Source organism: Actinoplanes sp. NPDC051388, assembly GCF_055586225.1.
The window spans coordinates 370560-396696 of sequence record NZ_JBVJIP010000005.1; the positions used below are offsets into that span (position 1 = coordinate 370560).

Below are 26137 nucleotides of genomic sequence, written 5' to 3' on the forward strand. Positions count from 1 at the left end.
AGTAACAATGTGCGTGCGCACACATCCTTGAGCACTGGAGTAGGACGATGTCCCAGCTGTTGCACATCTCAGCCTCACCCCGCGGCGCCGAGTCCGAGTCGCTCGCGATCGCGGACACCTTCCTCGCCGCGTTCCGCGACTCCCATCCGGACGTGCCGGTGGAGACCTTCGACCTGTGGGACGGCTCGCTCCCCGCGTTCGGGCCGGACGCGGTGGCCGCCAAGATGGCCGTCTTCGCCGGCGCCGAGCCGCAGGGCTCCGGCTGGGCCGACGCGGTCGCCACCTTCCGTCGCTTCGACGCCGCCGACCACTACCTGTTCAGCGTCCCGATGTGGAACCACGGGGTGCCGTACGTCCTGAAGCAGTTCATCGACGTGATCAGCCAGCCGGGCCTGGTGTTCGGCTTCGACCCGGCGGCCGGGTACACCGGCCTGCTCACCGGGAAGAAGGCCACGGTGATCTACACCAGCGCGGTCTACGGCGACGGTCGCGGACCCGGGTTCGGCACCGACTTCCAGGCGCCGTATTTCGGGGACTGGCTGCGCTGGGCCGGCATCGCGGAGGTCGAGGAGATCCACTTCCGGCCGAACCTGGCGACCAACGACGCCGAGCCGGCCCGGCAGTCCGCCCACGCCCGGGCGCGGGAGCTGGCCAAACGGTTCGCCTAAGAGGCCTGGAGCGGCAGACCGGCTTCCAGCAGGACGAGGGCCCGGTCCAGCCGGTCGAGGTCGGCGCGGTCGAACACCCCGGTCGCGCCGTGCGGCAGGGCGGCCAGCGCGGCGCCGATCACCGCGCCGGCCACCACCCGCGACTCGAGGTCGTCCGCCGGGCGGCCGGCCCGCTCGGCGACCGTGGCGCCGAGCAGCGCGACCGTGTCGGTCATCTGCTGCATCGCCCGGGCCCGCAGCTCGGGCGTTGCCCGGAACATCCGCATCCGCGCCTGCTCGCGTTCCCAGTCCTCGGCCGAGACCCCCTCGACCACCACGTGGATCGCGTTGCGGATGGCGGCGACCGGCGGCACCTCGGGCGGCTGGGCACGCAACGCGGCGACGATCAGCGGATCCAGGTCGTCGGCGAGGACCACGTCCTCCTTGGTCGGGAAGTAGCGGAAGAAGGTGCTCTGCGAGACCTCGGCCGCCTCCGCGATCTGGTCGACCGTGGTCGCCGAATATCCCTGCTCCACGAACAGCCGCATGGCGTGCTCGCGGATCGCGGCCCGGGTGCGCGCCTTCTTCCGCTCACGCAGGCCGGATGTCTCACGCAGGCCGGTCGGCGGGGACGAGGTCATGCGGCGATTCTGCCAGCACCGGGGTCTGGCGAGCGGGCAGGAACACCACGGCGAGCACCGCGCCCACCAGAGCCACGGCGGCCGCGACCAGCAGCGACCGGGTCATTCCGTCGGCGAACGCGGCCCGCACCGCGGCGAGCAGGTCCGCCGAGCCGAGCCGTCCGGCCACCGCCACCCCGCCCGTGACGCTGTCCCGCACGGATTCATCGGCGCCGGGCAGCGCGTCGCGGTAGCCGGCGTTCAGTGCCGCGCCGAGCACCGCCACCCCGATCGCGCTGCCGAGCTGCCGCATCGCCTGGATCAGCGCCGACCCGACCCCGCTGCGGCCGGGCGAGAGGGCGCTCATCGCCGCGTTCATGGCGGGCGGCATGGTCAGCCCGAGGCCCAGGCCGGCCACCGAGATCCAGGCGGCGACCCAGCCGTACCCGGTGTCGGCGTCGGCGAGCGCGCCCACCGCCATGGCCGCCGCCATCAGCACCAGGCCGGCCGCCACCACGATCTTCGCGCCGAGCGGCGCGATCAGCCGGCCGGCCACCCGGGCGCCGACCATCAGCCCGCCGATCACCGGGAGCAGCCGCAGGCCGGTGCCCAGCGCGTCGGCGCCCTGCACCGCCTGGAACAGCTGCGGCAGGGAGAAGAGCAGCCCGAACATCGCGAAACTGGCCACCGTCGACAGGATCGCGCCCCAGGTGAACCCGGCCGAGGAGAACAACGCCAGGTCGACCAGCGGCGCGGCCGCCCGGCGCTGCCACCCGGCGAAGACCGCGAACAGCACGATCCCGGCGACGATCAGGGCGAGCGGCCGGCCGGCGGTCCAGCCGCGCGACCCGGCGTCGATGATCCCGTAGATCAGCGCGACCATCGCCGCGGTGGAGAGCAGCACGCCGAGCGGGTCGAAGCGGCGGTCCCGATCGCCGTGCGACTCCGGCATCAGGAACACCACCGCGGCCGCGGCGAGCAGCACCAGCGGGACGTTGATCAGGAACACCGAGCCCCACCAGAAGTGGTCCAGCAGCCACCCGCCGACCAGCGGGCCGAGCGGGATGCCCAGCGCGTTCGCGGTGACCCAGACGGTCAATGCGCGCGGGCGCTCGTCGTGGTCGAACAGCACGGTCAGCACGGCCGCGGTGAGCGGCATCAGGATCGCCGCGCCCAGGCCGAGCGCCGCCCGCGCGACGACGAGCTGGCCGGTGGTCGTCGCATAGGCACAGCCGATCGACGCCGCGCCGAACATGCCCAGGGCGATCAGCAGCATCCGTTTGCGGCCGAACCGGTCGCCGAGCATGCCGGCCGGCAGCAGCGCCGCGCCCAGCACGAGCAGATAGACCGTGGTGAACCACTGCAGGTCGCTGGTGGTGGCGCCGAGGTCGCCGGCCAGGGTGGGCAGCGCGACGCTGAGCACCGTCCCGTCGAGCCCGACCGTCAGGGTGCTGAGGGCGAGCGCGGCGAGCGCCCACCACCTTGCGTTCGAGGAAGCCATAAAAGTGAGGGTAGCTGTCAAAAGCTAGCTGCCGTCAGTTTGTGAGATGGGTCATCATCGACGGGTGATCGACGACGAGGTGCCCGCCTTCTGGCGTGGGCTCGGCCTGCCCGGCCTGGCCGACGTGCATACCCACTTCCTGCCGGAGCGGATGCAGCGCCGGGTCTCTGCCCACTTCGACGAGGCCGGCGCGCTGGTCGGCCGGCCCTGGCCGATCCGCTACCGCGCCTCGGTCGAGGACCGGATCGCGACTCTGCGCCGGCTGGGCGTCCGGTCCTTCTCCGCCCTCGCGTACGCGCACCTGCCCGGCATGGCCGCCTCCCTGAACGACTGGACCCTCGACTTCGCCGCCCGGACCCCCGGCTGCCTGCCCAGCGCGACGTTCTTCCCGGAGGAGGGAGCGGCGGCGGTCGTCACCGGCGCGCTCGACCGGGGTGCCCGGATCTTCAAGCTGCACCTGCAGGTCGGCGGCTTCGACCCGCGCTCTCCGCTGCTCGACGAGGCCTGGGGCGTGCTGGCCGCCAGCGGCACGCCGATCGTGGTGCACGCCGGCTCCGGACCGGTCGCGAACGGCTTCACCGGCCCCGAGGCGATCGGCGACGTGCTGGCCCGGCACCCCCGGCTCACGGTGATCTTCGCCCACCTGGGCGCACCCGAATACGAGGGCTTCCTCGACCTGACCGCCAGGTACGAGCGGACCGCGCTGGACACCACCATGGCGCTGACCGACTTCTTCGAACAGATGGCGCCGTTCCCGCCGGGGCGCCTGGGGCAGCTGCGCGAGCTGGGCCTGGCCGGCAAGGTCCTGCTCGGCAGCGACTTCCCGAACATCCCCTACCCCTACGGGCATCAACTCGAGTCACTGGCAAGAATCGATCTTGGTGAGCCGTGGCTGCGGGCGGTGTGCTGGGAGAACGCGGCGGCCCTCTTCGGCCTGTCGGCCTGATTTCGTTGCGGCCACGTGCCACGATCAACACATGAAGAAGGTTCTGGGCTGGGGTCTGCTGATCCTGCTGATCTTCTATATCGGCACCAATCCCGGTCCCGCGTCGGACATCGCGCAGGGCCTCGGCGACGGGGTCGCCAACGTGTTCCGCAACATCGGCACCTTCTTCTCCGAGCTCGCCTCGTGAGCCGCGCCTCGTAGTCTGGGCCGCATGGCAAAGATCTTCGTCACCGGCTCGGCCGACGGTCTCGGATTCGCCGCGGGTGAGCGGCTCGCCCGCATGGGACACGACGTCACCCTGCACGCCCGCAGTGAGCGACGCGCCGCCGAGGTGCGGGCGGCGGCCCCCTGGGCGGGTGCCATCCTGACCGGCGACCTGGCGAGCATCGAGCAGACCCGGGCGCTGGCCGAGGCCGCCGGACAGTTCGACGCGGTGATCCACAACGCCGGCATCGGATACACGGCGGCGCGGCGCGAGACGACCGTGGACGGGCTGGAGCGGCACTTCGCGGTCAACGTGCTCGCGCCGTACCTGCTGACGGCGCTGATGCCGGAGCCGGAGCGGCTGGTCTACCTGAGCTCGGGCATGCACGAGAGCGGACATGCGGCGCTGGACGATCCGCAGTGGGAGCGGCGGCGGTGGAGCGGGTCCGGCGCGTACAGCGACACCAAGCTGTGGGACGTCGTGCTGGCCTTCGCGGTCGCCCGGCACCGGCCGGACGTGTTCGCCAACGCGGTGGATCCCGGCTGGATCGCCACCCGGATGGGCGGTCGCGGCGCGCCCGGCGGGCTCGACGAGGGCACCGACACGCAGATCTGGCTGGCCACCGAGGCGAAGGTGACCGGGAAGTACTTCTACCGCCGCAAGGTGCACCGGACCGCGGCGGGCACCGAGCGGGTCGACCTGCAGGAGGAACTGCTCGACTACTGCGCCTCGCTGACCGGCACGCCGCTCGGGGCATGAGGCTCACCTGCGTCGGTCTGTCCACCGTGGACCTGGTCTACCGGGTGCCGCGGATCCCCGGCGCGGACGCGAAGGCGCAGGCCACGTCGATGGAGGTCGCGGCCGGTGGGCCTGCGCTCAATGCCGCCGTCACGGCCGCGGCGCTGGGCGCCACGGTCACTCTGGTCACGGCGGTCGGCGCGCATCCGCTGGGCGTGTTCATCAAAGACGACCTGCTCCGGTACGGGGTGCGCCTCGTCGACGCCGCCCCCGGCTTCGAGGGGCCGCCGCCCGTCTCGGCGATCACCGTCGAGGAGGGGTCGGGACGGCGGACCATCGTCAGCCGCAACGCGGGGGACGTCGCGGTGGCCGTACCCGAGGACGTTGATTTCGGCGGGGTCGTCCTGGCCGACGGGCATCACCCGCGGCTGGCCATGGCCGCCGCCCGGTCCGCGGGCATGCTGGTGGTCGACGCCGGGCACTGGCGGCCGGTGTTCGCGACGCTGCTGCCGCTGGCCTCGGTGGTCGCCTGCTCGGCGGGCTTCCGGCTGCCGTCCGGTGAACTGTCCACGATGGCCCCGCACGTCGCCGTGACCGACGGCCCGGCCCCGGTGCGCTGGTGGTCCGGCCCGGCCTCCGGATCGCTCGAGGTGCCGGAGGTCGACGCGGTGGACACCTCCGGCGCGGGCGACGCGTTCCACGGCGCGCTGGCCGTCGCCCTGGCATCGGGACTTGATTTCACCGCGGCGCTCTCCGCAGCGATCCGGGTCGCCGCCATCCGGGTCACCCACGAAGGACCCCGGTCCTGGCTCACCGACCCTCGCCTACACTCCCCCGGGTGATCGTGCGAAGAGCCGGCCTGGCGGACGTGGCGGCGCTCGCCGAGTTGCGCGACATCGCCGGGCCCTCATGCGAGGAGTTCGCCGGCTGGGTGGCCGCCCACGCGGAGACGCACCTGCCGTTCGTCGCCGAGATCGACGGGCAGGTGGTCGGCTGCGCCTGGCTGCACGTCGCGGAACGGGTGCCCGGCAACGGTTCGCCCGACCGGTGGTACGGCGACGTCCAGTCCGTCATGGTGCGCGCGGAGCACCGCGGACACGGCGTCGGGAGCGCGCTGATGGCGGCGATCCTGACCGAGGCCGATGCGCGTGGGCTGTTGCACGTGACCGTGCACTCCGGGCGCCGCGCGGTCGACTTCTATCTGCGCAACGGCTTCCGCCACCACCGCCAGATCCTGCTCTGGGAGCCCTAGAGGCGCAGCGCGGTCGCGACGACGGTCGTGTAATGCATGGTGAAGGCGCCGCCCAGGGCGTCGAGCGCCGTGCCGGTGGCGTCGAGCATCTCCCGCTGCCGGGCCGGTGGGATGCGGCTCCAGCCGCCGCTGGTCGGCATCCAGTCCAGCCACTCGTCCCGGGTGTAGTCGCGCTGCCAGGGGAAACGCCACCGGTCGGGCTCGGCGAAGGCAGCCTGGCGGATCCCCTCGGCCGCGCGGTCGGCCATGCTCTCGTAACCCTGGACCACCGGCTTGGACCACATGTCCGGCGCTTCCGGCAGGATCCGGGACTGCACGTCGGCGAAGGCCCCGGCCACCTCGGGCGGAGGCTGGAACGCGTTCCAGAAGATCGCCAGCCGGCCGCCGGGACGCAGCACCTCCGCGGCCTTGGCGGCGCCCACGATCGGGTCGACCCAGTGCCAGACCTGGCCCGCGACCACCGCGTCGAAGGTGCGCCCGGCCGGATCCCAGTCCTCGAACTTCGCGACCTCGGCGTCGATGCCGCTCTGCCGGGCGACGGCGGCCATCCGCGGGTCCGCGTCGACGCCGAGCACCCGGAGCCCCGCGTCGCGGAGCTGGCGGGCGACGATGCCGGTGCCGCAGCCGGCGTCGAGCGCGTCCGGGCCCGGGCTGCCCTGGACGATCGCGTCGATAAGCTCGCGTGGGTAGCTTGGGCGGGCCCGGTCGTATCGCTCGGCGTCCGTCCCGAAGGACTCCGCGGCCTGCCTGTCGTGGTGTGGCGCCGGAATAGTGGGCATGCGCCCACTCTATCTCTGAAGGAGCGAGCTTGCCGACCGGTGTAGCCCTGCGCGATGTGCGGCGCCAGCTGTTCGACGCGGCCGAGCGGGTGCTGCTGCGGGACGGTGCTCAGGCGCTGACCAGCCGGGCCGTGACCACCGAGGCGGGCGTCGCGAAGGGCGTGCTGCACCGGCACTTCGCCGACTTCGACGCGTTCCTGGCCGAGCTGGTGCTCGATCGGATCGCCGGGGTGCGGTCGCTGTCCGAGGCGCTGCGCGCGCTGGCCGGCGAGGGTGACGTCGTCGGCAACCTGACCGCCGCGCTCACCGACGTGTTCAGCTCGGTGGCGGTGGCCGTGGTCGGCCTGATCAGCTTCCGCGACGACGTGCGCGCCCGGCTGCGTGCGGCGCGACCGGGCGGCATTCCGCTGCTGGCCGAGGCCACCGAGATGGTCAAGGACTATCTGAGTGCCGAGAAGTCCGCCGGCCGGCTCGCCCCGGACGCCGACGTCGAGACCCTCGCCATGATGCTGATCGGCGGCGCGCACCTGCTCTTCGCCGGCCGCTCCCCCGGCACCTCCCCGGACGAGGCCGCGGTCACGAAGGTGGTCACCTCTGTGCTGGCGCCCGCCCTTCCCCGCAGCTAGCGATCGAGGGCATCCGGTCCTGAGCGGGCCCGCTTGAGCTCGCGCTGCTCGCGGGTGTGGCGCTTGCGGTTCGCCAGGTCGCGCTTCCACTGCTCGCGGGCCGCGTGGTCGGCGCCGTGCACGGCGTTCTTCGTCTGGGCCGGGCCGATCAGCGCCCGGAACCACCAGTCGTGGAAGGTCTCGTGGAACCACCGCCGGAAACGCACCGCCGCCACACCCTTTCCTTGGTGCACCAATTGTTGGTGCACCAACGATGCTAGCCTGACCGCGTGAGCAGCGGAACAGCGAGTGACCGACACGACCCTCTGGCCCTGGAGCAGCAGGTCTGCTTCGCCCTGTCGGTGGCCGCACGGGGCGTCGTCGCGGTCTACCGCCCGCTGCTCGAGCCGATGGGCCTGACCCACCCGCAATACCTGGTGATGCTGGCGCTGTGGCAGCAAGCGCCGCTGTCGGTGCGCGACCTCAGCGCGCTGCTGCAGCTCGACCCTGGCACGTTGTCACCGTTGCTGAAGAGGCTCGAGTCGATCGGTTATCTGCGCCGTGAGCGGGACCGGTCGGACGAGCGCAGCCTGGCCATCACGCTCACCCCGTCCGGCCGCGCGCTGCGCCGCCAGGCCGAGCAGATCCCGCCGGCCGTCGTCGAGCGCCTGGGCCTGCCGATCGAAGACCTCGAACGCCTGCACGCCGCCCTGACCCGGGTGATCGCCGCCGCCAAGCCCCCCGCCTGACCACCGTTGCAACCGCTCGCAACGATGCCGGACCGGTTCGGGGACCAGCCGGCGGCGCCCACGACGACCGAGCCGACGGTCACGACCGAGCCCACCGACAGCGCCGAAACCGCCGAGCCGAAGCCGAAGCCCACGAAGACGGCGACCCTGGCTACAGCCGCAAGCTCGACCGGGACGGCGACGGCGTGGCGTGCGAGTAGGGGCTTGCCGCGCGCAGCGTGGCGGAGGGTGACCACTCACGCAGCCTGAAGGGGAGCGCCAGCGAGCCGGCCCGGCGGGAGCTGCGGCCCGCACCACCGACCCAGGCACGAGATCCTGCTCTAGACCTTGAAGTTCTTGCCTGGCCCGAGCCTCCGGGTGGACCCGGTTCGAAGCGCGGCGGGGCGCGGAATACCATCGGCGAGTCAGGTCACGAGTGCGGAGAGCGAGACTATGAGCGCGGAAACGTTGGAGTTTCAGGCCGAGGCGCGGCAGTTGCTGCAGTTGATGGTCCACTCGATCTATTCGAATAAGGACATCTTCCTGCGGGAGCTCATCTCCAACGCGTCGGACGCGCTGGACAAGTTGCGGCTCGCGGCGCTCCGGGACGGGCTCGAGGCGGATACGAGTGATCTGCACATCCGGGTCGTGGCCGACAAGGAGGCGCGCACGCTGACCGTCACCGACAACGGCATCGGGATGACGCGGGACGAGGTCGTCTCGCTGATCGGCACGATCGCCAAGTCGGGGACCGCGGAGATGCTGCGGCAGCTCAAGGAGTCCGGGGACGCCAAGGAGCTGATCGGGCAGTTCGGCGTCGGGTTCTATTCGACGTTCATGGTGGCGGACAACGTCACGCTGGTGAGCCGCAAGGCCGGCACCGACGAGGGCACGCGATGGGAGTCCGGGGGCGAGGGCACCTACACGATCGCGTCGGAAAGCGACGCCCCGGTCGGCACCTCGGTCACCGTGCACCTGCGGCCGGCCGACGAGGAGGACCAGCTCTTCGACTACACCGACGAATGGAAGATCAAGGGGATCGTCAAGAAGTTCTCGGACTTCATCGCGTTCCCGATCCGCTTCAACGACTCCGCCGACCCGATCAACTCGATGAAGGCGCTCTGGGCGCGGCCGCGCTCGGACGTCAAGGACGAGGAATACCACGAGTTCTACCGGCACATCAGCCACGACTGGACCGACCCGCTCGAGATCATCAACATGCGGGCCGAGGGCACCTTCGAATACGAGGCGCTGCTGTTCATCCCGTCGCGGGCGCCGCACGATCTGTTCCAGCGCGACGGCAAGCGCGGGCTGCAGCTCTATGTGAAGCGCGTGTTCATCATGGACGACAGCCGCGAGCTGATGCCCGACTACCTGCGCTTCGTCAAGGGCGTGGTGGACGCCGCCGACCTGTCGCTGAACATCTCCCGCGAGATCCTCCAGCAGGACCGCCACATCCAGATGATCCGCCGGCGCCTGGTCAAGAAGGTGCTGTCCACGATCAAGGACCTGATGGCGAACGCGCCGGAGAAATACGCGACGCTGTGGCGCGAGTTCGGCCGGGCGATCAAGGAGGGCCTGCTCGCCGAGCCGGACAACCACAAGCCGATCCTCGACATCGCCTCGTTCGCGTCGACCTTCTCGGCCGAGCCGACGACGCTGGCCGGCTATGTGGAGCGGATGAAGGAAGGCCAGGAGGAGATCTACTACCTGACCGGCGAGACGCGGTCCCAGGTGGAGAACTCCCCGCACATGGAGGCGTTCCAGGCGCAGGGCTACGAGGTGCTGATCCTGACCGACCCGGTGGACGAGATCTGGGTCGAGGCGGTGCCGGAATACGAGGGCAAGAAGCTGCAGTCGGTGGCCCGCGGCTCGGTGGATCTGCCCTCCTCGGACACCGAGAAGCCGGAGCAGACCGAAGGCTTCGACCCGCTGCTCGGCTTCCTCAAGGGCGCACTCGAGGAGCAGGTCAAGGAGGTGCGCCTCTCGCACCGCCTGACCACGTCACCGGCCTGCCTGGTCAGCGACGCCGACGACATCACGCCGACGCTGGAGAAGATGTACCGCGCGATGGGCCAGGAGGTGCCGCACGTCAAGCGGATCCTCGAGCTGAACCCGTCGCACGCGCTCGTCGAGGGCCTGCGCACGGCCCACGAGGGCAACGCGGGCGACCCGGCGCTCAAGGAGACGGCCGAGCTGCTCTACGGCACGGCCCTGCTGGCCGAGGGCGGCGACCTGGACGATCCGGCGCGCTTCGCGAAGCTGCTCGCCGATCGGCTGGCCCGAACCCTTTGAGACGATGTCGTGGCCCGGTGGGTGGTGACGGACCGTCGCTCCCACCTGGCCGCCGGGCTGGCACTTCGATCCGGACGCGCCGAAGACCTTGACGCTCAAACCTGCTCCGTGATGGCCGCGCGGCGGGTGAAGTCGCGGCCCGCGGCCGCTTCTCCGGTGGTGCCGACGGAGACCTCGGGGAGAAGGGCTCCGGGAGAAACGGCCGCGGGACGATTCAGGGGCGGGCATCCTCCGCGGTGGCCGCCTTGTCCGCGGCCCGCGCGGCATCCGCCGGCGGCTCGGTGTCCCGCCGGTGGCGGAGCCGGTGGTGCGGCGGGTTCCGCAGCGGGCGGCAGGGCCGGTGCGGATTCCTCGCGGCGCCACTTCAGGTGGTTGAAGAGCAGGTTCAGCAGGAAGACGATGACCACCGTGGTGGTGACCTGGACCAGGCCGACGTTCTGGGCGAACGCGGTGTCCAGGAACGAGTTGAACGTGCCGGCCAGGATGCCGGAGACGCCGTTCGCGGCGAGGCCCCGGGCCACGTCGTTCTCGGTCAGCTCCTTGTCCACCAGCTGACCGACCGCCAGCATGTCCGCGGTGGACCCGACATAGATCACCAGCATCACGATGCACATCGAGATGACCGCGGCGGGCGGGAACTCCGGTGCGCATGACCGTGATGACGGTGCCGGTGACCAGCGGCACGGCGACGCAACCGGCGTACATGACCAGCACGTGCTGCAGACCCAGCACGATGAGCCGCCCGAACGACAGCACCTGATCGACAGGGTGTTCGGTGTCCTGCGGCTCGGCGGACATGCGGCCGATTGTTCGCCGCTCGATGGTTCTCGATGATTGTCCCGATGTTGCGTTCCTGTGAACGCGCTGAGTGTCGCCCGGCTGACTGAGCGTCGCATTCACGTCACCGCGGCCGGAGGATGAGGGCCTGGGCGCACGAGCCGAGGAGATGATCGACGTGGCGCAGCCATGGCCGGTGCTGACGCATGGCGACAAGGCCCACCCGGTGCCGGCGCTGCAATACCTGTTACGGGAACAGGGCGCCGACCTGCTCGTGGACGGCGACTTCGGGCCCCGCACCGAGCAGGCCGTCCGCGAGATCCAGGAGGACGGCGACGGCATCGTCGGGCCGGCCACCTGGGCGTCGATCACGCCGACCCGGCGGCGCGGCGATCACGGCGAGGCGGTACGCGCCGTCCAGGAGGAGTTCCAGTTCCGCAACCTGTCCGGAGACCCGGACCGGGCCCCGCGCATCGACGGCGTGTTCGGCCCGATCACGGACGGCGCGGTGCGCACCTTCCAGTTCGCCCTGCGCGCCGACGACCCGTCGGTGGTCGTGGACGGCGTCGTCGGCCCGGTGACGTGGCGGGCGCTGGTCAGCGGTCGGCTGTCGTTCTAGACGGTCGCGCACCCCGGCCCGGCGGCGACACCGTCCTCGATCCGGTACGCCGAGAGGTCCCCCTGCACGTAGGGCCCCAGCTCGGTGACCGACCGCGCCGTGTCTCCGGTGAGCGACGCGTAGGCCACGATCGCCTGGTTCACCGCGCGGCACGTGGCCTGGTCGGCGACGGTCTCCGCGCGATCCGTCATGACGTCCGGGTTGAACGCAACGTAAGACAACCCGGCAACACTGACGGTGATCGCTGCCGCCATGGCGACCTCACTGATATGCACGTCCTGACCCTAACCCAAGTGACGCTGAGTGACCAGTGGTGAGAGCGGTCACACAGGGTCAGCGGCGAACCGGGCGGTGAGAGCGGGGAAGAACGCGTCCGCGAGGCGGGTGAAGTCGCTCTCGGTGAGGGCGATCGCGTCGCCCTCGGCGTACCCCAGGATCGAGGCTTCGGGCTTGAGTTTGAGTGCCTTGCCGTCGACCATCCGGCCCTCGTTGGTGAGCAGCGAGAGAGCGATCAGCCGCACCTCGTTGACCGGGTTGCCGTCCTTGCCCTCGTCCTTGCGGAGCCGGTGCACGAAGGCCAGTTCGAGGATCAGCACGAGGTCGTTGTAGAGCGCCGGCGGCGTCTCGCTGAGCTTGCGGTAGGACGCCATCCGGGCGTCGATCCCGGAGCGGACGGACTCGATGTACTCGCGGGTGTACTTCGTGATCGCCAGCATGATGATCTCCTCTTTTGAAGTAGCCGTCACCTTCCTGACGGATGGCCACGCGGAAGTGTGACGGCTATGCCGGACCGAAAGCCGCGCGATAGTGCTCGGGGCTCACGCCGCGGGCCCGGCGGAACTGCCGGCGCAACGTGTCCGCGCTGCCGAAGCCGCACCGGCGGGCCACCGTCGCGACCGTGGCGTCGCCGCGTTCCAGCAGCTCCTCGGCCCGCCGCACGCGCTGCTCGCGCACCCAGGCGGCCGGCGTGGCGCCGGTCGCGTCGCCGAACTGCCGAGCGAACGTGCGCGGCGACATCGACGCCCGCACCGCCAGCGCCGGCACCGTCAGGTCGTGGTCGAGATGCGCCACCGCCCAGTCGAGCACCCCGGCCAGCCCGGGCGACGACGGCGCGGCGGCCACCGGCGTGCGGACGAACTGGGCCTGGCCGCCGCTGCGGTGCGCGGGCACCACCAGTTCGCGGGCCACCCGGTTGGCGACGTCGCTGCCATGCGCCGATCGGATCAGGTGCAGGCAGAGATCCAGCGCGGCGGACGAGCCGGCGCTGGTGGCGAACGGGCCGTCGACCACATAGATGGTGTCCGGGTCGACGGTCACCTTGGGGAAGTCGGCCGCGAGCCGGTCCGCGAACGCCCAGTGCGTGGTGGCCTTGCGCCCGTCCAGCAGCCCGGCCGCGGCCAGCGTGAACGCGCCGGTGCAGACCGCGGCCATGGTGGCGCCCCGGGCGGCGGCCCGGCGCAGCGCCGCGACCAACGCGGGCGAGGGAACGTCGATCGGCGGCGCGGCGCCGGTGACCACGATCAGGTCGGCGGACGCCAGCTTGCGCAGCCCGTGCGTCGGGGTGATGGCGAAGCCGGTCGAGCTCGGCAGCGGCCCGCGTCCGTCGGCGCAGACGGCGAAGCGGTAGCGCGGCAGCGACGGGTCGAGCCGCGGTAGGCCGAACACCTCGCTCACGATGCCCAGCTCGAACGCCGGCACCGGAGCGGTCACCACCGCCACGACCTCACCGAGCATCGGGCAAGTGTGGCAGAGAATGCCGGAAAAGTGACATGCCTGCCATGCCACGATCGGGCAGGGTGGAGGTATGCCGCTCATCGGCCCGCTCCTGATCGTCTACGTGGTGTGGGGCTCGACGTACCTGGCCATGAAGGTCGCCGTCGGGCACCTGCCGCCGCTGACCCTGAACGCCGTCCGGTTCCTCACCGCCGGCCTGATCCTCTACGCCTGGTGCGCGTGGCGTCGCCGTCGTCGTCCCGACCAGCGCTGGCGCCGCCCGACCGGCAGGGAGTGGCGGGCCGGCGCGATCCAGGGCCTGCTGCTGCCTGCCGCGGGCACCGGCGGCGCGACCTGGGCCGAGCAGGAGCTGTCCTCCGGGGTGGCCGCGCTGCTGCTGGCCACCATCCCGCTCTGGATCGTGCTGGGCGCCCGGGTGGTGGAGAAGGAGCGGATCAGCCTGCCGGTCGGCGCGGGTCTGCTGGCCGGCGTCGCCGGCGTCGCGGTCCTGGTCAACCCCTTCTCGAGCGATCGGCCGGACCCGCTCTCCGTGACGGTCGCGCTGGGCGGCGCGCTCTGCTGGGGTCTCGGATCCGTGTACGCCCGCCACGCCCCGCACCCCGATCAACCGCTGCTGGCCAGCGCCGTGGAGATGGTGTGTGCCGGCGTGATCCTGGCGGTGCTCGGCGGCATCGGCGGCGAGTTCGGCCGCGTCGACCTGTCCGGCGACGTGCTCGGCTCGCTGCTCGCGGTGGCCTACCTGATCGTGTTCGGCAGCCTGATCGCCTACACCGCCTACGAGTGGCTGCTGCGCCACGCTCCCCCGCGGATCACCGGCACGTACGCGTTCGTGAACCCGGTGGTCGCGGTGCTGCTCGGCTGGTGGCTGCTGGACGAGGAGGTCGGCGTGCGCACGCTGGCGGCGGGGCTGATCATCGCGGGCGCCGTGGCAATGATCGTCCTGCCTCAACGGAAGGTGACGTGAACCTTTCGGCCGCCGCGCACGTACCCCCGCGCATGGCCGACATCACCGCCCTGGCGCTGGCCGCCGGGCGAGGCGACCGCACTGCCGCCACCGATTTCATCCGGGCGACCCAGGCGGACGTCATGCGCTTCCTGTCGCCGCTCACCTCGCCGGCCGACGTCGAGGACCTGACCCAGGAGACGTTCATCCGGGCGCTGCGAGGCCTGCCCGAGTTCGCCGGCCGGTCGTCCGCGCGCACCTGGCTCTTCGCGATCGCGCGCCGGGTCGCCGCCGACCACGTGCGCACCGCCCAGCGCCGGCCCCGGCTGGCCGCCCTGCCGGACTGGCAGGCGACCGCGGACACGGCCGGGGCGACCGCGCTGCCCCGGTTCGACGAGCAGTACGCCCTCACCGACCTGCTCGCCACGCTGAACGAGGACCGGCGCGAGGCGTTCGTCGCCACCCAGCTGGCCGGATTGTCGTATGCCGAGGCGGCCGAGGTGTGCGACTGCCCGGTCGGCACGATCCGCTCGCGCGTGGCCCGCGCCCGCGAGGACCTGGTGGCGGCCATGAACGAGGGACGGGCTACGCGGCCCCCGGCAGCCACGGGGTGACCTTCTGTAGGCGCTGTAGACCTGATTCACGGAAGACTCGGCGGTGCCCGGCGCGGAGCTCAGGGCTGTGGCGTTCAAGCAATTTCCAGGATCACGGTGAACAATGCGGCCATGACGGGCGAGTTCATGGTGCCGGCGAACGGCGCGGACCTGTGTGCGGAGACCTTCGGGGAGCCGTCCGACCCGCCGCTGCTGCTGATCGCCGGCGGCGCGTCGTCGATGGACTGGTGGGACGACGAGTTCTGCCGGCGGCTCGCGGCCGGCGGCCGGCACGTGATCCGATATGACCACCGCGACACCGGCCGCTCCACGTCATATCCGGAGGGCGCGCCGGGCTACTCGATCGTCGACCTGGCCGGGGACGCGCTCGGCCTGCTCGACGCGCTGGGCGAGCGACAGGCGCACGTGGTCGGGCTGTCGATGGGCGGCGGCCTGGCCCAGTGGATCGCCGTCAACCACCCCGAGCGGCTGCACACGCTGACCCTGATGTCGACCAGTCCCGGATCGTCGGAGGACGAGCCCGCCGAGGACGGCGAGCCGGCGGCGGACGCGGGAGAGCGCTTCGACTGGTCGGACCGCAAGGCCGCGGTGGACCGGATGGTCGCCGACGTGCAGTCCGCCGGCGGGCCGTTCACTGCGGACGAGGACCAGTTGCGGCGCCTCGCCGAGCGCGTCTTCGACCGCACCACCGACATGGCCGCCACCCAGACCAACCACTGGGCCGCCGACTTCCCGCCGTCGCACCGCCACCTGCTCGGCACGATCACCGTGCCCACGCTGGTGATGCACGGGACGCTGGACCATTTCATCCCGATGGCCGACGCCGAGGCGCTGGCCCGCGAGATCCCCGGCGCCCGGCTCGTGCCGCTGGAGGGCGTCGGGCACGAGTTCCCGCCGCAGGCGCTCTGGCGTCAGGTGATCGACGAGATCCTGAAGCACACCGCCTAGGACAGCGCGGGGCGCAGCACCCGGCTCAGGGTGCGGATGAGCAGCACGACGGCGGCGTTCATGACCACGAACCAGGCGGCGTAATAGAACGTGCCGGCGTCGGTCAGCGGGGATGCGAAGGACGCGTCGAAGGTGGGCATCCAGGACTGCCGCGGGAGGTCGGCGCGCACCGACTGGCCGTGCAGCAGCAGGCCCGCGAACCCGAGGAAGAGCAGGACCGTGACGACCAGCTGGACCACCCACGCGACGCCGAGCAGCCGCCCGGCGGCGCGCGACCGGGCGGTCAGCAGAGCGGCCGTGGCGATCACCAGCAGCACCACGTCGGCCACCGTGATCAGCCAGGCGGTGCCGCGGACCACGGTGGCGACGTCGTCCAGGGCGGAGAGCTGCGCGCCCAGATGCGCGGTCGCGTCCGGCGCGCACCCCGGCGTGTCGGCGCAATTGGACAGCGCGAGACGCTGCTCGGCGGCGTCCGGCTCGAACGCGATGCGGGCGTAGGACGACGCGGTCAGCCAGGCGTAGACGACCGCGTAGCCGATCACCGCGAGCCAGGCCGCGGCGATCAGCAGGCGGGGCGAGCGGCTAGACATTGACCGCCTGCGGCCAGGTGCCCGCGGGTGGACCGGGCAGATTGGCCAGGTTGTTCATCGACGCGTTCGCGTCGCGCATGTTCTTCAGGCCGTCGACCAGCTGGTTGGCGATGTCGAAGAGCATGTTCAGCGCGTTCTCCACCAGCGAGCCGACCGCGCCGGCCAGCGTGTTCACCGCCTCCAGCAGGGTCAGCACGCCGGCCGCGTCGATCGCCGCCTGGGCGAGCTCGCCGACCAGCATGGAGATGTTCTCGGCCAGCTTCACCGCGTATTCCACATTCGCCTTGGCGATGGTGAACAGCCAGGTGCTGATGAAGTCGGCCTTGGTGGCCATGTCGTTGGACGCGTTCTGCTGGAACGGGACCTTGTTGTTGTATGCGTCCGACGCCTGGCCCTTCCAGTAGACGAGCATGTCGCCCTTGACCGGGATCTGGCCCGCCGTGGCGGAGGCCGGCTTCTGCACCATGGTCAGCCACTTGAAGGACGTGATGATCAGCGACGGCACGCCGCCGGCGTGCTCGACCACCCACTGCGCCTTCTCCAGCAGCTTCGACGTGGCCTCGCGGACGTCGTCGAGCTTGTTCTTGATCCACCACATCGCCGCGGCGCCGAGCACCCAGCGCCACTTGTTGATGTTGCCGACCAGGTTGGTGAACTCATCCTGCGCGCGCTGGATGCATTCCTTGATCTTGTCGACGGCCTTCTGGAACTCGCCGCTCATGCCCTCGGGGCTCACCCCGGGATCCGGTGCCACTGCTCGCCACGCTCCCCGTGTCGGGGCTGATCGCTCAGCCGCCGTAGATCTTCTGCAGGGTCTCCGCCGAGACCTCGTCACTGCCGTCGTATTCGTCCGCGGCCCTCTTCAGCGCCTCGGAGATCTGGTCGAACTCCTGGAAGCCCTCGGCGCAGCGGTCCCGCACGAAGGTGCGGAACTCCTCGTAGATCGGCTGCATGGCCAGGCTGACCGGGGTGCCGCACCAGAACGCCGTGACCTCGAGGTTGAGCCCCTCGACGTTCTTGGCCACGCCCTCCATCCGGTCGGCCAGCGCGACCCACTTCGACGCCTCTTCGCGCAGCGCCTCGGTGACGACCTTGACCTCACCCATGACCGCTCCCCCGTTCAGCGCACTGCCTGGAACGCCGCGAGGGCGTCGGCGGCAAGGGCGGACGGCGACCGCTCCAGAGCCGCGTGGACATCGATCTCGGCGGTCGTCACGGTGCCGCCGGAGGCGCGCAGCCGGACCAGGCCGGCCGGGCCGGAGACCACCCGCTCGGGCGGCCCCTCGCGGACCAGGCGATCGGCCCGCTCCAGATTTTCCTCGACGCGGTCGTTGCCGCGCCGGATCGCCTCGAACCACTCGGCGTCGTCGAGCCCGGGCTCGATCGGCTGCACCGGTGCGAACGACGACGCGGGCGCGTCCTCCGGCAGGCGCCCGGTCATCGCGGACAGGGTCTGCGTCACGGCGTCGCGGTAGGCGTCGATCAGCGCCGCGGGCAGCTCCGACGGCGACAGCTCCTCGCGCCACCAGACGCTGATCGCCACGTCGGCGACGCGGCCGGACGGATCCATCCGCACGGTCACCGCGCGGGTCCCGTCGCGACCCTCGGCCTCCGCGTGCGGATCCGGCGGGCCGGCCTCGCGGGCCGCCGCGGACAGCTCCTCGTCGCTGCCGAGCGTCTCGAGCGACACCAGCATCGGCTCGGTCATGCACACCCCTCCCCGTTAGCGGGCCGGGCCCGCGGCACCGAATCCTAGCGACCCCGGATCCGGCGCGGCGCCCCGCTCATTGCAGGGGCCGGCGGCGCACGATCGCGCACACCACATTGCTGTCCGTGAAGTTGCTGATGTTCACCAGCTCCCAGCCGTACGGCATGAGGAACTCGGCCGCGGACATCGCGTAGGCCACCCGCTCGCTGCCGGTGCCGCGCAGGTTGGTGATGGTGAGCAGCTGGAACGGATAACTGGAGAGGTCGGCGCGGCCTTCGAGCAGGTTCTCCGCCTTGACCGAGCGGGTCCGGAGGATCATCTCGGCCGTTTCCACATTCGCCATGCCGCACACCCTAAGGTGCGGCTCGGCGTCAGTAGGACGCGGTGACCAGGGCCGGGCTCTCCCAGAGCAGGCGCTGGAAGGACAGCGGCGGCACCGGCGGGCTGATCAGGTAACCCTGGATCGCCGGGCAGCCGGCCGCGGCCAGCGCCTGCCAGTCGTCCTGCTCCTCCACGCCCTCGGCGACCACGCTCATGTTCAGCGAGGTGGCCAGGCCGAGCACGGCCGCGATGATGGACGACTTGCGCACGTCGGCGGCCAGCCCGGAGACGAACGAGCGGTCCAGCTTGACCACGTCGGCCGGCACGGACTGCAGCCAGGTGAGCGAGCTGTAGCCGGTGCCGAAGTCGTCCAGCGCGATCCGCACGCCGAGGCGCTTGACCGCGGTCAGCCGCTCCGACAGGTCGTCGGAGAGGGCCAGCACGGCGGTCTCGGTGATCTCCAGAACCAGGCGGGACGGGTCGTCCACACCGGACTCCTCGAGCAGCCGGGCCAGGGTGGGCAGGAAGTCCGGCTCGGACAGCTGGCGCGGGCTCACGTTGACCGACACGTAGCCCAGCTCGAGCCGCCAGTTCTGCAGCCAGCGCAACGCCGTCGCCAGCACGTGCTCGCCCAGCGGCACGACCAGGCCGGTCTCCTCGGCGGCCGGGATGAAGTGGCCGGGGGCGACGATCCGGCCGTCCGGCGTACGCATCCGGACCAGCGCCTCGGCCCCGATGATCCGGCCGCTCGCCGACGACGCGATGGGCTGGAACCAGACCGGCAACGTGACGTCCCGGTCGCCGTCGAGTGCCTCGCGCAGCTGGGCCTCGGCGGTGATCCGCTGCTGCACGGCGACGCGCATCCGGTCGCTGAATACCTCGACCCGGTTGCCGCCGGCGCGCTTGGCGGCGTACATCGCGGTGTCCGCGGCCAGCACCGCATGCTCGGCCTGGTGCGGGCCGTCGGCCGGCGCCACCCCGACGCTGACCGAGATCCGGGTGGAGTTGCCGGCCACCGCCAGCGGCACCCGGAACGCGTCCAGCACGGCGTGTGCGACGGCGGTGGTCCGCTCGATCGGGCCGGGCAGGGCGACCACGAACTCGTCGCCGCCGAGCCGGGCGAGCAGCGAGTGGGCCGGCACCACCACGCGCAGCCGATCGGCGACCGCGCGCAGCACGTTGTCGCCGGCCGCGTGCCCGGCGCCGTCGTTGATCGACTTGAACCGGTCGACGTCCAGATAGATGACCCCGGCCGGGCCGGCCGAGCCGGCCGGCAGGCCGGTCAGCAGGCCGGTCAGGTCGCGCTCGAACGCGTGCCGGGAGAGCAGGCCGGTGAGCGCGTCGATCCGGATCTGCCGCTGCAGCTCGGCCTTGTGCTCCTGCTGCTCGGTGACGTCCAGGCAGTGCACGAAGATCAGCCGCAGCTTGCCGCTCTTGTCCCGCAGCCCGTTGCTGTGGATCTCGACGTGCATCACGGAGCCGTCGTCCTGCCGCCGGTACGAGCGCGTCAAGGTGACCGCCTCGCCCTTCGACAGCAGCTCGCTGAAGATGTCGTCCTCGCTGCCGGGCAACGGGCTGATCGGCAGGTCACGAATCCGGAAGCCGTCCGGCAGCGGGCTGGGCACCCGCAACCAGGCGTGGTACGCCGCGTTCGTCCGCAGGATCCGGCCGTCCAGCGAGAACATCGCCATCGGCACCGGCGTCTCGTCGAACGCCATCGTCATCTGGGCCTGGCTCTCGTCCAGGTTCTCCTGGGCGCGGCGCTCCTCGGTCTCGCTCAGCCGCCACTGCACGACCTGGAAGGTCGCCGCCGCCAGCACCCCGAGCCCGTGCAGCAGCGCCCACCGCAGCGGGTGGTGCATGGCCGCGTTGTGGTCGAAGGTGCGGTCGCTGAAGACACCGCCGATGATCGCGTGGTGCAGCACCGTGACGATCAGGAACGCACCGAACGGCGCCCAGTCGCGATAGACGGCGAGCGCGGCCACCGCCACGAAGAAGGTGAAGTGCGCCTCGGTCAGGCCGTGGTTCATCGCGACGAAGCCCGCGCAGGCCACCGCGAAACCCACCGAGACCAGCACCGACGGCACCCGGCGGGTGCGGATCAGGGCGGACGCCAGCACGCACGGCAGGATCAGCCCGATGGTGATGGCCCAGGTGCCGTCCAGGCCGTCCCGGGTGGCGCCGATGTAGGTGAGCACCGGGATGCTCGCCGCCAGCAGCAGCGTGAGGAGCCGGTGGCGGCGCAGCCAGTCCTCGTCGCGCAGGCCGCCGCCGGACGGCAACCACGCTGCCAGTCCGTGCCACAGCCGCGTCACCAGTCCCACCCGTCGCCCCTCTCCGAGTTCGTTACCGTTCCATCGGCGAGGGGCGACCGGTTCTGAGAGTTACTCCTCCACCAGCACGCGGACGTCCCAGGGGCCCAGTGACAGGTCTCCGCGCAGGTCGGCGCCGGTCAGGGCGTCGCTGACCGAGCCCGGCAGGGCGAGCGCCACCGGCTCCCAGGACCAGTTGTGCACGAAGCGCACCCGGCGCCCGTCGGACGCGGTGGCCGAGGTGACCGTGACGCTCGGCGGGGTGTCCCGCCAGTCGTCCGCGGCCTCGGGCACCAGCCACTGGAAGAGCGCGTCCGCGAGGGTGCGGTCCGGGATCGTCCCGGCGACCGTGATCCGGCCCCGGCCGTGCGCCCGGGTGGTGACCGCCGGGAACTGCCCGAAGTGCGGGTGCTCGTAGCGGGCCAGCACCTCGGCGCCGTCCGCCTCGAGGCCGTCGATCCACCGGGTGGCGGCCGCCGTCGCGGGCAGGTCGAACCCCTCGTGCGTGGAGACCACCGGCACCGGGCGGGAGACGTTGCTGAACTCGTCGTACTTCACCCCGGCGGGACCGCCGAGGACCGCGGGGGCGGGCTCGGCCCGCGCGCGGGCCTCCTCGTCGGCATATCCGGTACGCGGCCCGAGCACCAGATGCCCGCCGGCGTCCGCATAGGCCAGCAGCCAGGCCAGCGTCGCGTCGTCGGCGATGTAGAACCCCGACGCCACCAGCACCGGATGCCGCCGCGCCACCTCGCCCGGGGTGTCCAGCCGCCCGGCGTGCAGGATCCGCACCTGCAGCCCGGCGTCGAACGCGCCGCGGTAGAACGGGTCGAACAGCCCCTGATAGGCGCGCTCGTCCGGCTTCAGGTCGTCCGGCGACAGTGCCGGGAACCGCTGCATCAGCCACTTGCTGGGGTTGGAGTAGAGCATCGCCACCTGGGCGTCCGGGGTGAGGCCGGCGACCAGCGCGCCGGCCGCCTCGAGGTCGGCGCCGATCCGGGCGATCTCGCGGTAGACCCGGCCCGGCCGGCCGCTGTGCGGGAGCACGCCACCCCAGTAGGTCTCCGCCCCGAAGTGCAGCGTGTGCCAGTGCCAGTACTCGATCATCTTGGCGCCCCGGGCGATCAGCGCCCAGGCCGCCTGCCGCCATTGGCCGTCGTAGGCCGGGCGGTTGTTCCACGGGAAGCCGATCGACTGCGCGTTCGTCTCGGTGACCAGGAACGGCTCCTGGCGCGAGGCGAACATCCGGTCGGCGCTCAGATAGAGGGCCCAGGTGCCGGTGGAGGTCCAGTACTGCGGCTGGTCGCCCGGATCGGGCAGGGCCAGGCCGTCCTGCATCGCGTAGTACGGGTTCCCGGCGGTGACGTCGAGCTCGCGCATCAGCGCCACGTCGTCCAGGGCCGGCCGCTCGTAGGACAGGCAGGTGGTGACGAACTGGTCGGGGCGCGCGTACTCCCGCACGATGGCCGCCTGCCAGGCGATGAACTCGGTGGTCTGCAACGCCTGGAAGCGCCGCCAGGCCAGATGATATTGCGGCTGCACATTGCCGTCCGGAGTCCACAGGTCGGCCCAGGTGGACAGCCGGTGCGACCAGTAGACCAGCCCCCACGCCTTGTTCAGCGTCTCCACGTCGCCGTACTCGTGCCGCAGGTGGTCCACGAAGCGCTGGAAGACGCCGTGGTTGTGCAGCAGCTCGTTGCCCGGCTCGTTGTCCACCTGGAAGCCGATCACCGCCGGGTGGCTCGCGTAGCGCTCCATGATCCGGCGGATGATCCGCTCAGCGTGGAAGCGGAACGCCGGATGGGTGAAGTCGGCCTCCTGGCGGGCGCCCCACGGGATGCGCCCGCCGGTGGACCGCTCCCCCGCGATCTCCGGGTACTGCCGGGCCAGCCAGGGCGGGACGGCGTAGGTCGGCGTGCCGAGCAGCACCGAGATGCCGCGCTCGTCGGCGCCGTCCAGCACCGGTTGCAGCCACTCCAAGTCGAAGCGGCCGTTCTCCGGCTCCCAGGTCGACCAGACCGACTCGCCGACCCGGATCACCGTGAAGTGCGCCTCGGCCATCAGGTCCAGGTCGGTCTTCAAGCGTTCGTACGGCTGGTATTCGTGGTAGTACGCGGCGCCGAAAAGCACCCTCATCCCTTCACACTCCCCGCGGACAGTCCGGACTCCCAATAGCGTTGCAACAGCAGGAACGCGGCGATCAGCGGCACGATCGACAGCAGCGACCCGGTGACCACCAGGGCCAGCAGCTCACCGGTCGACCCGCCGCCGCCGACCGACTGGGACGACCAGGCGGCCAGCCCGACGGTGATCGGATAGAGGTCGGGATCGTTCAGCATGATCAGTGGCAGGAAATAGTTGTTCCACGTCGCCACCAGGGTGAACAGCAGCACGGTGACGATCCCGGGGGCGAGCGAGCGCAGCACGATCTTGAAGAAGATGCCCATCTCGCTGGCGCCGTCGATGCGGCCGGCCTCGATCAGCGTGTCCGGGATCGCGTCCTGGGCATAGATCCGCATCAGGTAGAGCCCGAACGGGCTGACCAGCGACGGCAGGATGATCGCCCACGGCGTGTTGACCAGCCCGATCTTGCTGAACAGCAGGTAGGTCGGAATGGCCAGCGCGGTGGTCGGCACCATCACCGACACCAGCACCATGCCGAAGAGGGCGTTGTTGCCGCGGAACCGGAACTTCGCGAAGCCGTACCCGCCGACGGCTGCCAGGAACGCCGCGCCGCCCGCGCTGACCAGGGAGTAGAACAGCGTGTTGAGCAGCCAGCGGCCGTAGACGCCGTCGCCGTAGGTGAACGTGTCGCCGATGTTGCTCAGCAGCGAGAAGCTGTCCGAGAACCACAGGCCGAAGCTGGCGAACAGGTCGCCGGTGGTCTTGGTGGAGGCCACGATCAGCCAGAACAACGGCAGCAGGAAATAGATCAGCAGCGCCAGCATGCCGATGGTGAGCAGGTTGCTGCGTCTGTTCATGCGCGGTTCCTCCGGTTGCCGGCGAGGAGCACGAGCGACGACACGATGACGATCACCAGGCCGAGCAGGAACGAGACCGCCGCGGCGTAGTTCACCTCCTGGCCGGTGAAGGCCAGGGTGTAGGCGTAGAGGTTGGGTGTGTACGCGCTGTCGATCACGCTGGGCGCCAGCCGCTGCAGCAGTTGCGGCTCGGCGAACAGCTGGAAGCTCCCGATCACCGAGAAGATCAGGCAGAGCAGCAGGGCCGGGCGCAGCGCCGGGAGCTTGATGCTCCAGGCGACCCGCCACGCGCCGGCCCCGTCCACCGCGGCCGCCTCGTAGAGATCCGGGGAGATGCCGCGCAGGGCGGCGTACAGGATGATCATGTTGTAGCCGACGAACTCCCAGGTCACGATGTTCGCCATCGACCCGAGCATCCCGCCCTCGGAGAGGAACCGCGGGTCCGGCAGCCCGAGCTTGTCGGCCAGCTGCGCGAACGGCCCGAAGTCCGGCCCGTAGAGGTAGCCCCACATCAGGGTGGCGACCACCGCCGGCACCGCGTACGGCACGAAGATGCCCAGCCGGAACACCTTCGAGAAGCGCAGCAGCCCGCTGTCGATGGCGAGCGCGGCGGCCGTGGACAGCACCAGCATGATCGGCACCTGGAGCAGGAAGAACCGGACCACCCGGAGCACGCCGCCGACCAGCCGGTCGTCGCTGACCGCCCGGGTGTAGTTGTCCAGCCCGGCGAAGACCGTGCCACCGATGAGCTGTTCGCGGAACAGGCTCAGGTAGGCCGCGTAGAGCAACGGCAGCACGAGCATCGCGAGGAACACGATCAGAAAGGGCAGGACGAACAGGTAACCGGCGTTCGCGTGACTCTGTCTGCGCGCCGTCACGACCCGACCTTGAAGCCCTGGTTCTTGGCGTAGTCGCTGACCCGGGTCTGCCACTGGTCGAGGGCGGCGCCGGTGTCGGACTTGTCGGCGAACGACTTGCCCACCGTCTCGTCCCAGTCGTTGACCGCCTGGTCCAGGAACGGCGGCCACTGGAACTGGGTATCGACCGTGGCACTGATGTCGGAGAACACCTGGTTCACCGTCTGCCCGCCGTAGAACTCCGGCTTCTGCCCGGTGAACGACGCGTCCTCGAGCAGCGACTTGGTCGCCGGGAAGAGGAACTGCTCGGTGGCGAACTTCTTGGTCGACTCGGGGTCGGTGTTGAGCCACTCGGCGAACTTGGCGGCCGCGATCGGGTTCTTGGTGCCGGTCACCACCGCGCTGGTCGAGCCACCCCAGTTGCCGGAGACCTGCTTGGCGGCGTCCCACTGCGGCAGCGGCGCGGCCCGCCACTTGCCCTTGGTGGAGGCGGCGCTGCTCTGCAGGAACACCGGTCCCCAGGCGGCGGTCAGCCAGGTGGCGTACTTGCCGCGGTTGAGCGCCTGGTACCAGGCGTCGGTGAAGTCCGGGTCGGCGGAGACCGCGCCCTCCTTGATCAGGCCACCCCAGTAGTTGCCGACCTTCTTGGACAGTTCGTCGTTCAGGTTGACGGTGACCGACTCCGGGCCGGTGTTGGTGAACGGCTTGGCGCCGGCCTGCCAGAGCAGACCCATCCAGGTGCCGTTCTGGTTGGACGCCAGGTTGGTCAGATAGACGTTCGGGTCGGCGGTGTGCAGCTTGCGGGCCGCGGCGGCGAAGTCGTCCCAGGTCTTCGGCACCTCGATGCCGTACTTCTCGAACAGGTCGGCGCGGTAGAGCATGCCCATCGGGCCGGTGTCCTGCGGGTAGCCCCAGATCTCGCCGTTCTGCCCCTTCACCTGGTTCCAGGTCCAGTCGACGAACTTGTCCTTGGTCGCCTCGGCGCCGTAGGGCCGCAGGTCCACCAGGCTCTTGGTGAGCGAGAACGTCGGGATGTACTGGAACTCGATCTGCGCCACGTCCGGCGCGCCGGTGCCGGCCTTCAACGCGGTCCGCAGCTTCGTGTACTGCGGCTCGCCCTGCCCGGCGTTGACCACCTTGACCTTGATGGCCGGGTACTTCGCCTGGAACAGGTCGACCTCCTTCTGGATGTCCGGCACCCAGGTCCAGAAGGTCAGCTCGGTGGGCGTCTGCATCGCCTTGTCGATGTCGGCCTGGGCGGCCGGCGGCGCGGCGGACCCGCCGCCGTCGGAGGCGTCGTCGTCACCGCTGCAGGCGGCGAGGGTCAGGCTCGCCACGAAGGCGAGGGCCAGGGAGGCAGCCTTGAAACGTTTAAGAGCAGGCATGGGTACGACTCCTCGTGAGGGATTCGGGTGGTCGT

Annotated in this window: 32 protein-coding genes; 14 read left to right on the plus strand and 18 right to left on the minus strand. The window is 71.0% G+C overall.

The genetic code is table 11. The features are described 5' to 3' along the window. Positions 1–47 precede the first annotated feature (47 nt). Positions 48–668 carry an FMN-dependent NADH-azoreductase gene (locus ACZ6TI_RS15900; protein ID WP_465345772.1) on the plus strand — a complete coding sequence of 207 codons (621 nt, stop codon included), beginning with the start codon at positions 48–50 and terminating at the stop codon, positions 666–668. On the opposite strand, the gene ACZ6TI_RS15905 is transcribed toward ACZ6TI_RS15900, so the two are convergent. Next, positions 665–1288, minus strand: coding sequence for an acyl-CoA-like ligand-binding transcription factor (locus ACZ6TI_RS15905; RefSeq protein ID WP_465345773.1), 624 nt, complete (start codon positions 1286–1288; stop codon positions 665–667). The genes ACZ6TI_RS15900 and ACZ6TI_RS15905 overlap by 4 nt on opposite strands. Further along, entirely contained in the window at positions 1257–2768 is a 1512-nt protein-coding gene (locus ACZ6TI_RS15910) for an MFS transporter (protein WP_465345774.1), read from the minus strand. Before ACZ6TI_RS15910 ends, ACZ6TI_RS15905 begins: the two co-directional genes overlap by 32 nt. Positions 2769–2832: 64 nt before the next feature. Here ACZ6TI_RS15910 and ACZ6TI_RS15915 point away from each other — a divergent pair, with 64 nt between their 5' ends. The 5 genes from ACZ6TI_RS15915 to ACZ6TI_RS15935 are packed head-to-tail and all read left to right on the plus strand — an operon-like array spanning position 2833 to position 5909. Next, positions 2833–3714: an amidohydrolase family protein gene (locus ACZ6TI_RS15915; protein ID WP_465345775.1), complete on the plus strand. Its 882-nt coding sequence runs from the start codon at positions 2833–2835 to the stop codon at positions 3712–3714. A 31-nt stretch (positions 3715–3745) separates the two neighbouring features. Further along, positions 3746–3901 carry a hypothetical protein gene (locus ACZ6TI_RS15920; protein WP_465345776.1) on the plus strand — a complete coding sequence of 52 codons (156 nt, stop codon included), beginning with the start codon at positions 3746–3748 and terminating at the stop codon, positions 3899–3901. Between the two features lie 24 nt (positions 3902–3925). Beyond that, the gene (locus tag ACZ6TI_RS15925) at positions 3926–4678 is read left to right on the plus strand and encodes an SDR family NAD(P)-dependent oxidoreductase (RefSeq protein ID WP_465345777.1); all 753 of its coding nucleotides are present in this window, start codon (positions 3926–3928) and stop codon (positions 4676–4678) included. Then, positions 4675–5499 carry a PfkB family carbohydrate kinase gene (locus ACZ6TI_RS15930; RefSeq protein ID WP_465345778.1) on the plus strand — a complete coding sequence of 275 codons (825 nt, stop codon included), beginning with the start codon at positions 4675–4677 and terminating at the stop codon, positions 5497–5499. Before ACZ6TI_RS15925 ends, ACZ6TI_RS15930 begins: the two co-directional genes overlap by 4 nt. Continuing rightward, positions 5496–5909 carry a GNAT family N-acetyltransferase gene (locus ACZ6TI_RS15935; protein ID WP_465345779.1) on the plus strand — a complete coding sequence of 138 codons (414 nt, stop codon included), beginning with the start codon at positions 5496–5498 and terminating at the stop codon, positions 5907–5909. The genes ACZ6TI_RS15930 and ACZ6TI_RS15935 overlap by 4 nt, the downstream gene beginning before the upstream one ends. On the opposite strand, the gene ACZ6TI_RS15940 is transcribed toward ACZ6TI_RS15935, so the two are convergent. Next, complete coding sequence (locus ACZ6TI_RS15940) at positions 5906–6688, minus strand: class I SAM-dependent methyltransferase (protein WP_465345780.1); 783 nt, start codon at positions 6686–6688, stop codon at positions 5906–5908. The two genes, ACZ6TI_RS15935 and ACZ6TI_RS15940, sit on opposite strands and share 4 nt — an antisense overlap. A 29-nt stretch (positions 6689–6717) precedes the next feature. Between ACZ6TI_RS15940 and ACZ6TI_RS15945 the strand changes: the two genes are divergently transcribed. Further along, the gene (locus ACZ6TI_RS15945) at positions 6718–7314 is read left to right on the plus strand and encodes a TetR/AcrR family transcriptional regulator (RefSeq protein ID WP_465345781.1); all 597 of its coding nucleotides are present in this window, start codon (positions 6718–6720) and stop codon (positions 7312–7314) included. On the opposite strand, the gene ACZ6TI_RS15950 is transcribed toward ACZ6TI_RS15945, so the two are convergent. Then, on the minus strand, positions 7311–7529 hold the full coding sequence (locus tag ACZ6TI_RS15950; protein ID WP_465345782.1) for a hypothetical protein: 219 nt from the start codon (positions 7527–7529) through the stop codon (positions 7311–7313). The genes ACZ6TI_RS15945 and ACZ6TI_RS15950 overlap by 4 nt on opposite strands. A 54-nt stretch (positions 7530–7583) precedes the next feature. Here ACZ6TI_RS15950 and ACZ6TI_RS15955 point away from each other — a divergent pair, with 54 nt between their 5' ends. The 3 genes from ACZ6TI_RS15955 (at position 7584) to htpG (ending at position 10316) form a co-directional block, all read left to right on the plus strand. Continuing rightward, positions 7584–8042, plus strand: coding sequence for a MarR family winged helix-turn-helix transcriptional regulator (locus ACZ6TI_RS15955; RefSeq protein ID WP_465345783.1), 459 nt, complete (start codon positions 7584–7586; stop codon positions 8040–8042). Further along, positions 8039–8242: an excalibur calcium-binding domain-containing protein gene (locus ACZ6TI_RS15960; RefSeq protein ID WP_465345914.1), complete on the plus strand. Its 204-nt coding sequence runs from the start codon at positions 8039–8041 to the stop codon at positions 8240–8242. Before ACZ6TI_RS15955 ends, ACZ6TI_RS15960 begins: the two co-directional genes overlap by 4 nt. Before the next feature lie 232 nt (positions 8243–8474). Continuing rightward, positions 8475–10316: a molecular chaperone HtpG gene (gene htpG / locus ACZ6TI_RS15965; protein WP_465345784.1), complete on the plus strand. Its 1842-nt coding sequence runs from the start codon at positions 8475–8477 to the stop codon at positions 10314–10316. Between the two features lie 95 nt (positions 10317–10411). On the opposite strand, the gene ACZ6TI_RS15970 is transcribed toward htpG, so the two are convergent. Then, the gene (locus tag ACZ6TI_RS15970; RefSeq protein ID WP_465345785.1) at positions 10412–11212 is read right to left on the minus strand and encodes a solute carrier family 23 protein; all 801 of its coding nucleotides are present in this window, start codon (positions 11210–11212) and stop codon (positions 10412–10414) included. A 50-nt stretch (positions 11213–11262) separates the two neighbouring features. Between ACZ6TI_RS15970 and ACZ6TI_RS15975 the strand changes: the two genes are divergently transcribed. Further along, on the plus strand, positions 11263–11712 hold the full coding sequence (locus tag ACZ6TI_RS15975; RefSeq protein ID WP_465345786.1) for a peptidoglycan-binding domain-containing protein: 450 nt from the start codon (positions 11263–11265) through the stop codon (positions 11710–11712). On the opposite strand, the gene ACZ6TI_RS15980 is transcribed toward ACZ6TI_RS15975, so the two are convergent. The 3 genes from ACZ6TI_RS15980 to ACZ6TI_RS15990 all read right to left on the minus strand — a co-directional run bounded on the left by ACZ6TI_RS15980 (position 11709) and on the right by ACZ6TI_RS15990 (position 13446). Then, the gene (locus ACZ6TI_RS15980; protein WP_465345787.1) at positions 11709–11987 is read right to left on the minus strand and encodes a hypothetical protein; all 279 of its coding nucleotides are present in this window, start codon (positions 11985–11987) and stop codon (positions 11709–11711) included. The genes ACZ6TI_RS15975 and ACZ6TI_RS15980 overlap by 4 nt on opposite strands. Before the next feature lie 48 nt (positions 11988–12035). Further along, the gene (locus ACZ6TI_RS15985) at positions 12036–12428 is read right to left on the minus strand and encodes a hypothetical protein (RefSeq protein WP_465345788.1); all 393 of its coding nucleotides are present in this window, start codon (positions 12426–12428) and stop codon (positions 12036–12038) included. A gap of 64 nt (positions 12429–12492) precedes the next feature. Continuing rightward, on the minus strand, positions 12493–13446 hold the full coding sequence (locus ACZ6TI_RS15990; protein ID WP_465345789.1) for a GlxA family transcriptional regulator: 954 nt from the start codon (positions 13444–13446) through the stop codon (positions 12493–12495). A gap of 70 nt (positions 13447–13516) precedes the next feature. On the opposite strand from ACZ6TI_RS15990, the gene ACZ6TI_RS15995 reads away from it, so the two are divergent. The 3 genes from ACZ6TI_RS15995 to ACZ6TI_RS16005 all read left to right on the plus strand — a co-directional run bounded on the left by ACZ6TI_RS15995 (position 13517) and on the right by ACZ6TI_RS16005 (position 15951). Next, positions 13517–14410, plus strand: coding sequence for an EamA family transporter (locus tag ACZ6TI_RS15995; RefSeq protein WP_465345790.1), 894 nt, complete (start codon positions 13517–13519; stop codon positions 14408–14410). Between the two features lie 32 nt (positions 14411–14442). Then, positions 14443–15003, plus strand: coding sequence for a sigma-70 family RNA polymerase sigma factor (locus ACZ6TI_RS16000; protein WP_465345915.1), 561 nt, complete (start codon positions 14443–14445; stop codon positions 15001–15003). 111 nt (positions 15004–15114) lie between these two features. Then, positions 15115–15951, plus strand: coding sequence for an alpha/beta fold hydrolase (locus ACZ6TI_RS16005; RefSeq protein ID WP_465345791.1), 837 nt, complete (start codon positions 15115–15117; stop codon positions 15949–15951). Here the strand turns inward: ACZ6TI_RS16005 and ACZ6TI_RS16010 are convergent. From ACZ6TI_RS16010 to ACZ6TI_RS16055, 10 genes are all read right to left on the minus strand, one after another. Further along, positions 15948–16541: a hypothetical protein gene (locus ACZ6TI_RS16010; RefSeq protein ID WP_465345792.1), complete on the minus strand. Its 594-nt coding sequence runs from the start codon at positions 16539–16541 to the stop codon at positions 15948–15950. The genes ACZ6TI_RS16005 and ACZ6TI_RS16010 overlap by 4 nt on opposite strands. Further along, positions 16534–17295 carry a hypothetical protein gene (locus ACZ6TI_RS16015; protein WP_465345793.1) on the minus strand — a complete coding sequence of 254 codons (762 nt, stop codon included), beginning with the start codon at positions 17293–17295 and terminating at the stop codon, positions 16534–16536. Before ACZ6TI_RS16015 ends, ACZ6TI_RS16010 begins: the two co-directional genes overlap by 8 nt. A 34-nt stretch (positions 17296–17329) precedes the next feature. Beyond that, complete coding sequence (locus ACZ6TI_RS16020; protein ID WP_465345794.1) at positions 17330–17647, minus strand: type VII secretion target; 318 nt, start codon at positions 17645–17647, stop codon at positions 17330–17332. Between the two features lie 14 nt (positions 17648–17661). Continuing rightward, positions 17662–18249, minus strand: a complete 588-nt coding sequence (locus ACZ6TI_RS16025) for a hypothetical protein (protein WP_465345795.1) — start codon at positions 18247–18249, stop codon at positions 17662–17664. Positions 18250–18325: 76 nt separating this feature from the next. Continuing rightward, entirely contained in the window at positions 18326–18592 is a 267-nt protein-coding gene (locus ACZ6TI_RS16030; RefSeq protein WP_465345796.1) for a transcriptional regulator, read from the minus strand. Between the two features lie 28 nt (positions 18593–18620). Continuing rightward, positions 18621–20894: a putative bifunctional diguanylate cyclase/phosphodiesterase gene (locus tag ACZ6TI_RS16035; RefSeq protein WP_465345797.1), complete on the minus strand. Its 2274-nt coding sequence runs from the start codon at positions 20892–20894 to the stop codon at positions 18621–18623. 60 nt (positions 20895–20954) lie between these two features. Then, the gene (locus ACZ6TI_RS16040) at positions 20955–23015 is read right to left on the minus strand and encodes a beta-galactosidase (protein ID WP_465345798.1); all 2061 of its coding nucleotides are present in this window, start codon (positions 23013–23015) and stop codon (positions 20955–20957) included. Beyond that, a complete protein-coding gene (locus tag ACZ6TI_RS16045; RefSeq protein ID WP_465345799.1) occupies positions 23012–23860 on the minus strand; it encodes a carbohydrate ABC transporter permease in 849 nt (282 codons plus the stop codon). Before ACZ6TI_RS16045 ends, ACZ6TI_RS16040 begins: the two co-directional genes overlap by 4 nt. Continuing rightward, positions 23857–24738, minus strand: coding sequence for a carbohydrate ABC transporter permease (locus tag ACZ6TI_RS16050; protein ID WP_465345800.1), 882 nt, complete (start codon positions 24736–24738; stop codon positions 23857–23859). The genes ACZ6TI_RS16045 and ACZ6TI_RS16050 overlap by 4 nt, the downstream gene beginning before the upstream one ends. Next, entirely contained in the window at positions 24735–26102 is a 1368-nt protein-coding gene (locus ACZ6TI_RS16055; RefSeq protein WP_465345801.1) for an ABC transporter substrate-binding protein, read from the minus strand. The genes ACZ6TI_RS16050 and ACZ6TI_RS16055 overlap by 4 nt, the downstream gene beginning before the upstream one ends. Positions 26103–26137: the final 35 nt, after the last annotated feature.

Coding starts and splice junctions, on each gene's coding strand:
- ACZ6TI_RS15990 (WP_465345789.1), bottom strand. CDS start 13,446: ATGCTCGGTGAGGTCGTGGCGGTGGTGACCGCTCCGGTGCCGGCGTTC.
- ACZ6TI_RS16000 (WP_465345915.1), top strand. CDS start 14,443: ATGGCCGACATCACCGCCCTGGCGCTGGCCGCCGGGCGAGGCGACCGC.
- ACZ6TI_RS16010 (WP_465345792.1), bottom strand. CDS start 16,541: ATGTCTAGCCGCTCGCCCCGCCTGCTGATCGCCGCGGCCTGGCTCGCG.
- ACZ6TI_RS15925 (WP_465345777.1), top strand. CDS start 3,926: ATGGCAAAGATCTTCGTCACCGGCTCGGCCGACGGTCTCGGATTCGCC.
- ACZ6TI_RS15900 (WP_465345772.1), top strand. CDS start 48: ATGTCCCAGCTGTTGCACATCTCAGCCTCACCCCGCGGCGCCGAGTCC.
- ACZ6TI_RS15940 (WP_465345780.1), bottom strand. CDS start 6,688: ATGCCCACTATTCCGGCGCCACACCACGACAGGCAGGCCGCGGAGTCC.
- ACZ6TI_RS15975 (WP_465345786.1), top strand. CDS start 11,263: ATGATCGACGTGGCGCAGCCATGGCCGGTGCTGACGCATGGCGACAAG.
- ACZ6TI_RS15910 (WP_465345774.1), bottom strand. CDS start 2,768: ATGGCTTCCTCGAACGCAAGGTGGTGGGCGCTCGCCGCGCTCGCCCTC.
- ACZ6TI_RS16040 (WP_465345798.1), bottom strand. CDS start 23,015: ATGAGGGTGCTTTTCGGCGCCGCGTACTACCACGAATACCAGCCGTAC.
- ACZ6TI_RS16055 (WP_465345801.1), bottom strand. CDS start 26,102: ATGCCTGCTCTTAAACGTTTCAAGGCTGCCTCCCTGGCCCTCGCCTTC.
- ACZ6TI_RS15920 (WP_465345776.1), top strand. CDS start 3,746: ATGAAGAAGGTTCTGGGCTGGGGTCTGCTGATCCTGCTGATCTTCTAT.
- ACZ6TI_RS15930 (WP_465345778.1), top strand. CDS start 4,675: ATGAGGCTCACCTGCGTCGGTCTGTCCACCGTGGACCTGGTCTACCGG.
- ACZ6TI_RS16005 (WP_465345791.1), top strand. CDS start 15,115: ATGACGGGCGAGTTCATGGTGCCGGCGAACGGCGCGGACCTGTGTGCG.
- ACZ6TI_RS16030 (WP_465345796.1), bottom strand. CDS start 18,592: ATGGCGAATGTGGAAACGGCCGAGATGATCCTCCGGACCCGCTCGGTC.
- ACZ6TI_RS15970 (WP_465345785.1), bottom strand. CDS start 11,212: ATGCGACGCTCAGTCAGCCGGGCGACACTCAGCGCGTTCACAGGAACG.
- ACZ6TI_RS16020 (WP_465345794.1), bottom strand. CDS start 17,647: ATGGGTGAGGTCAAGGTCGTCACCGAGGCGCTGCGCGAAGAGGCGTCG.
- htpG (WP_465345784.1), top strand. CDS start 8,475: ATGAGCGCGGAAACGTTGGAGTTTCAGGCCGAGGCGCGGCAGTTGCTG.
- ACZ6TI_RS15985 (WP_465345788.1), bottom strand. CDS start 12,428: ATGCTGGCGATCACGAAGTACACCCGCGAGTACATCGAGTCCGTCCGC.
- ACZ6TI_RS15995 (WP_465345790.1), top strand. CDS start 13,517: ATGCCGCTCATCGGCCCGCTCCTGATCGTCTACGTGGTGTGGGGCTCG.
- ACZ6TI_RS15905 (WP_465345773.1), bottom strand. CDS start 1,288: ATGACCTCGTCCCCGCCGACCGGCCTGCGTGAGACATCCGGCCTGCGT.
- ACZ6TI_RS16025 (WP_465345795.1), bottom strand. CDS start 18,249: ATGACCGAGCCGATGCTGGTGTCGCTCGAGACGCTCGGCAGCGACGAG.
- ACZ6TI_RS16045 (WP_465345799.1), bottom strand. CDS start 23,860: ATGAACAGACGCAGCAACCTGCTCACCATCGGCATGCTGGCGCTGCTG.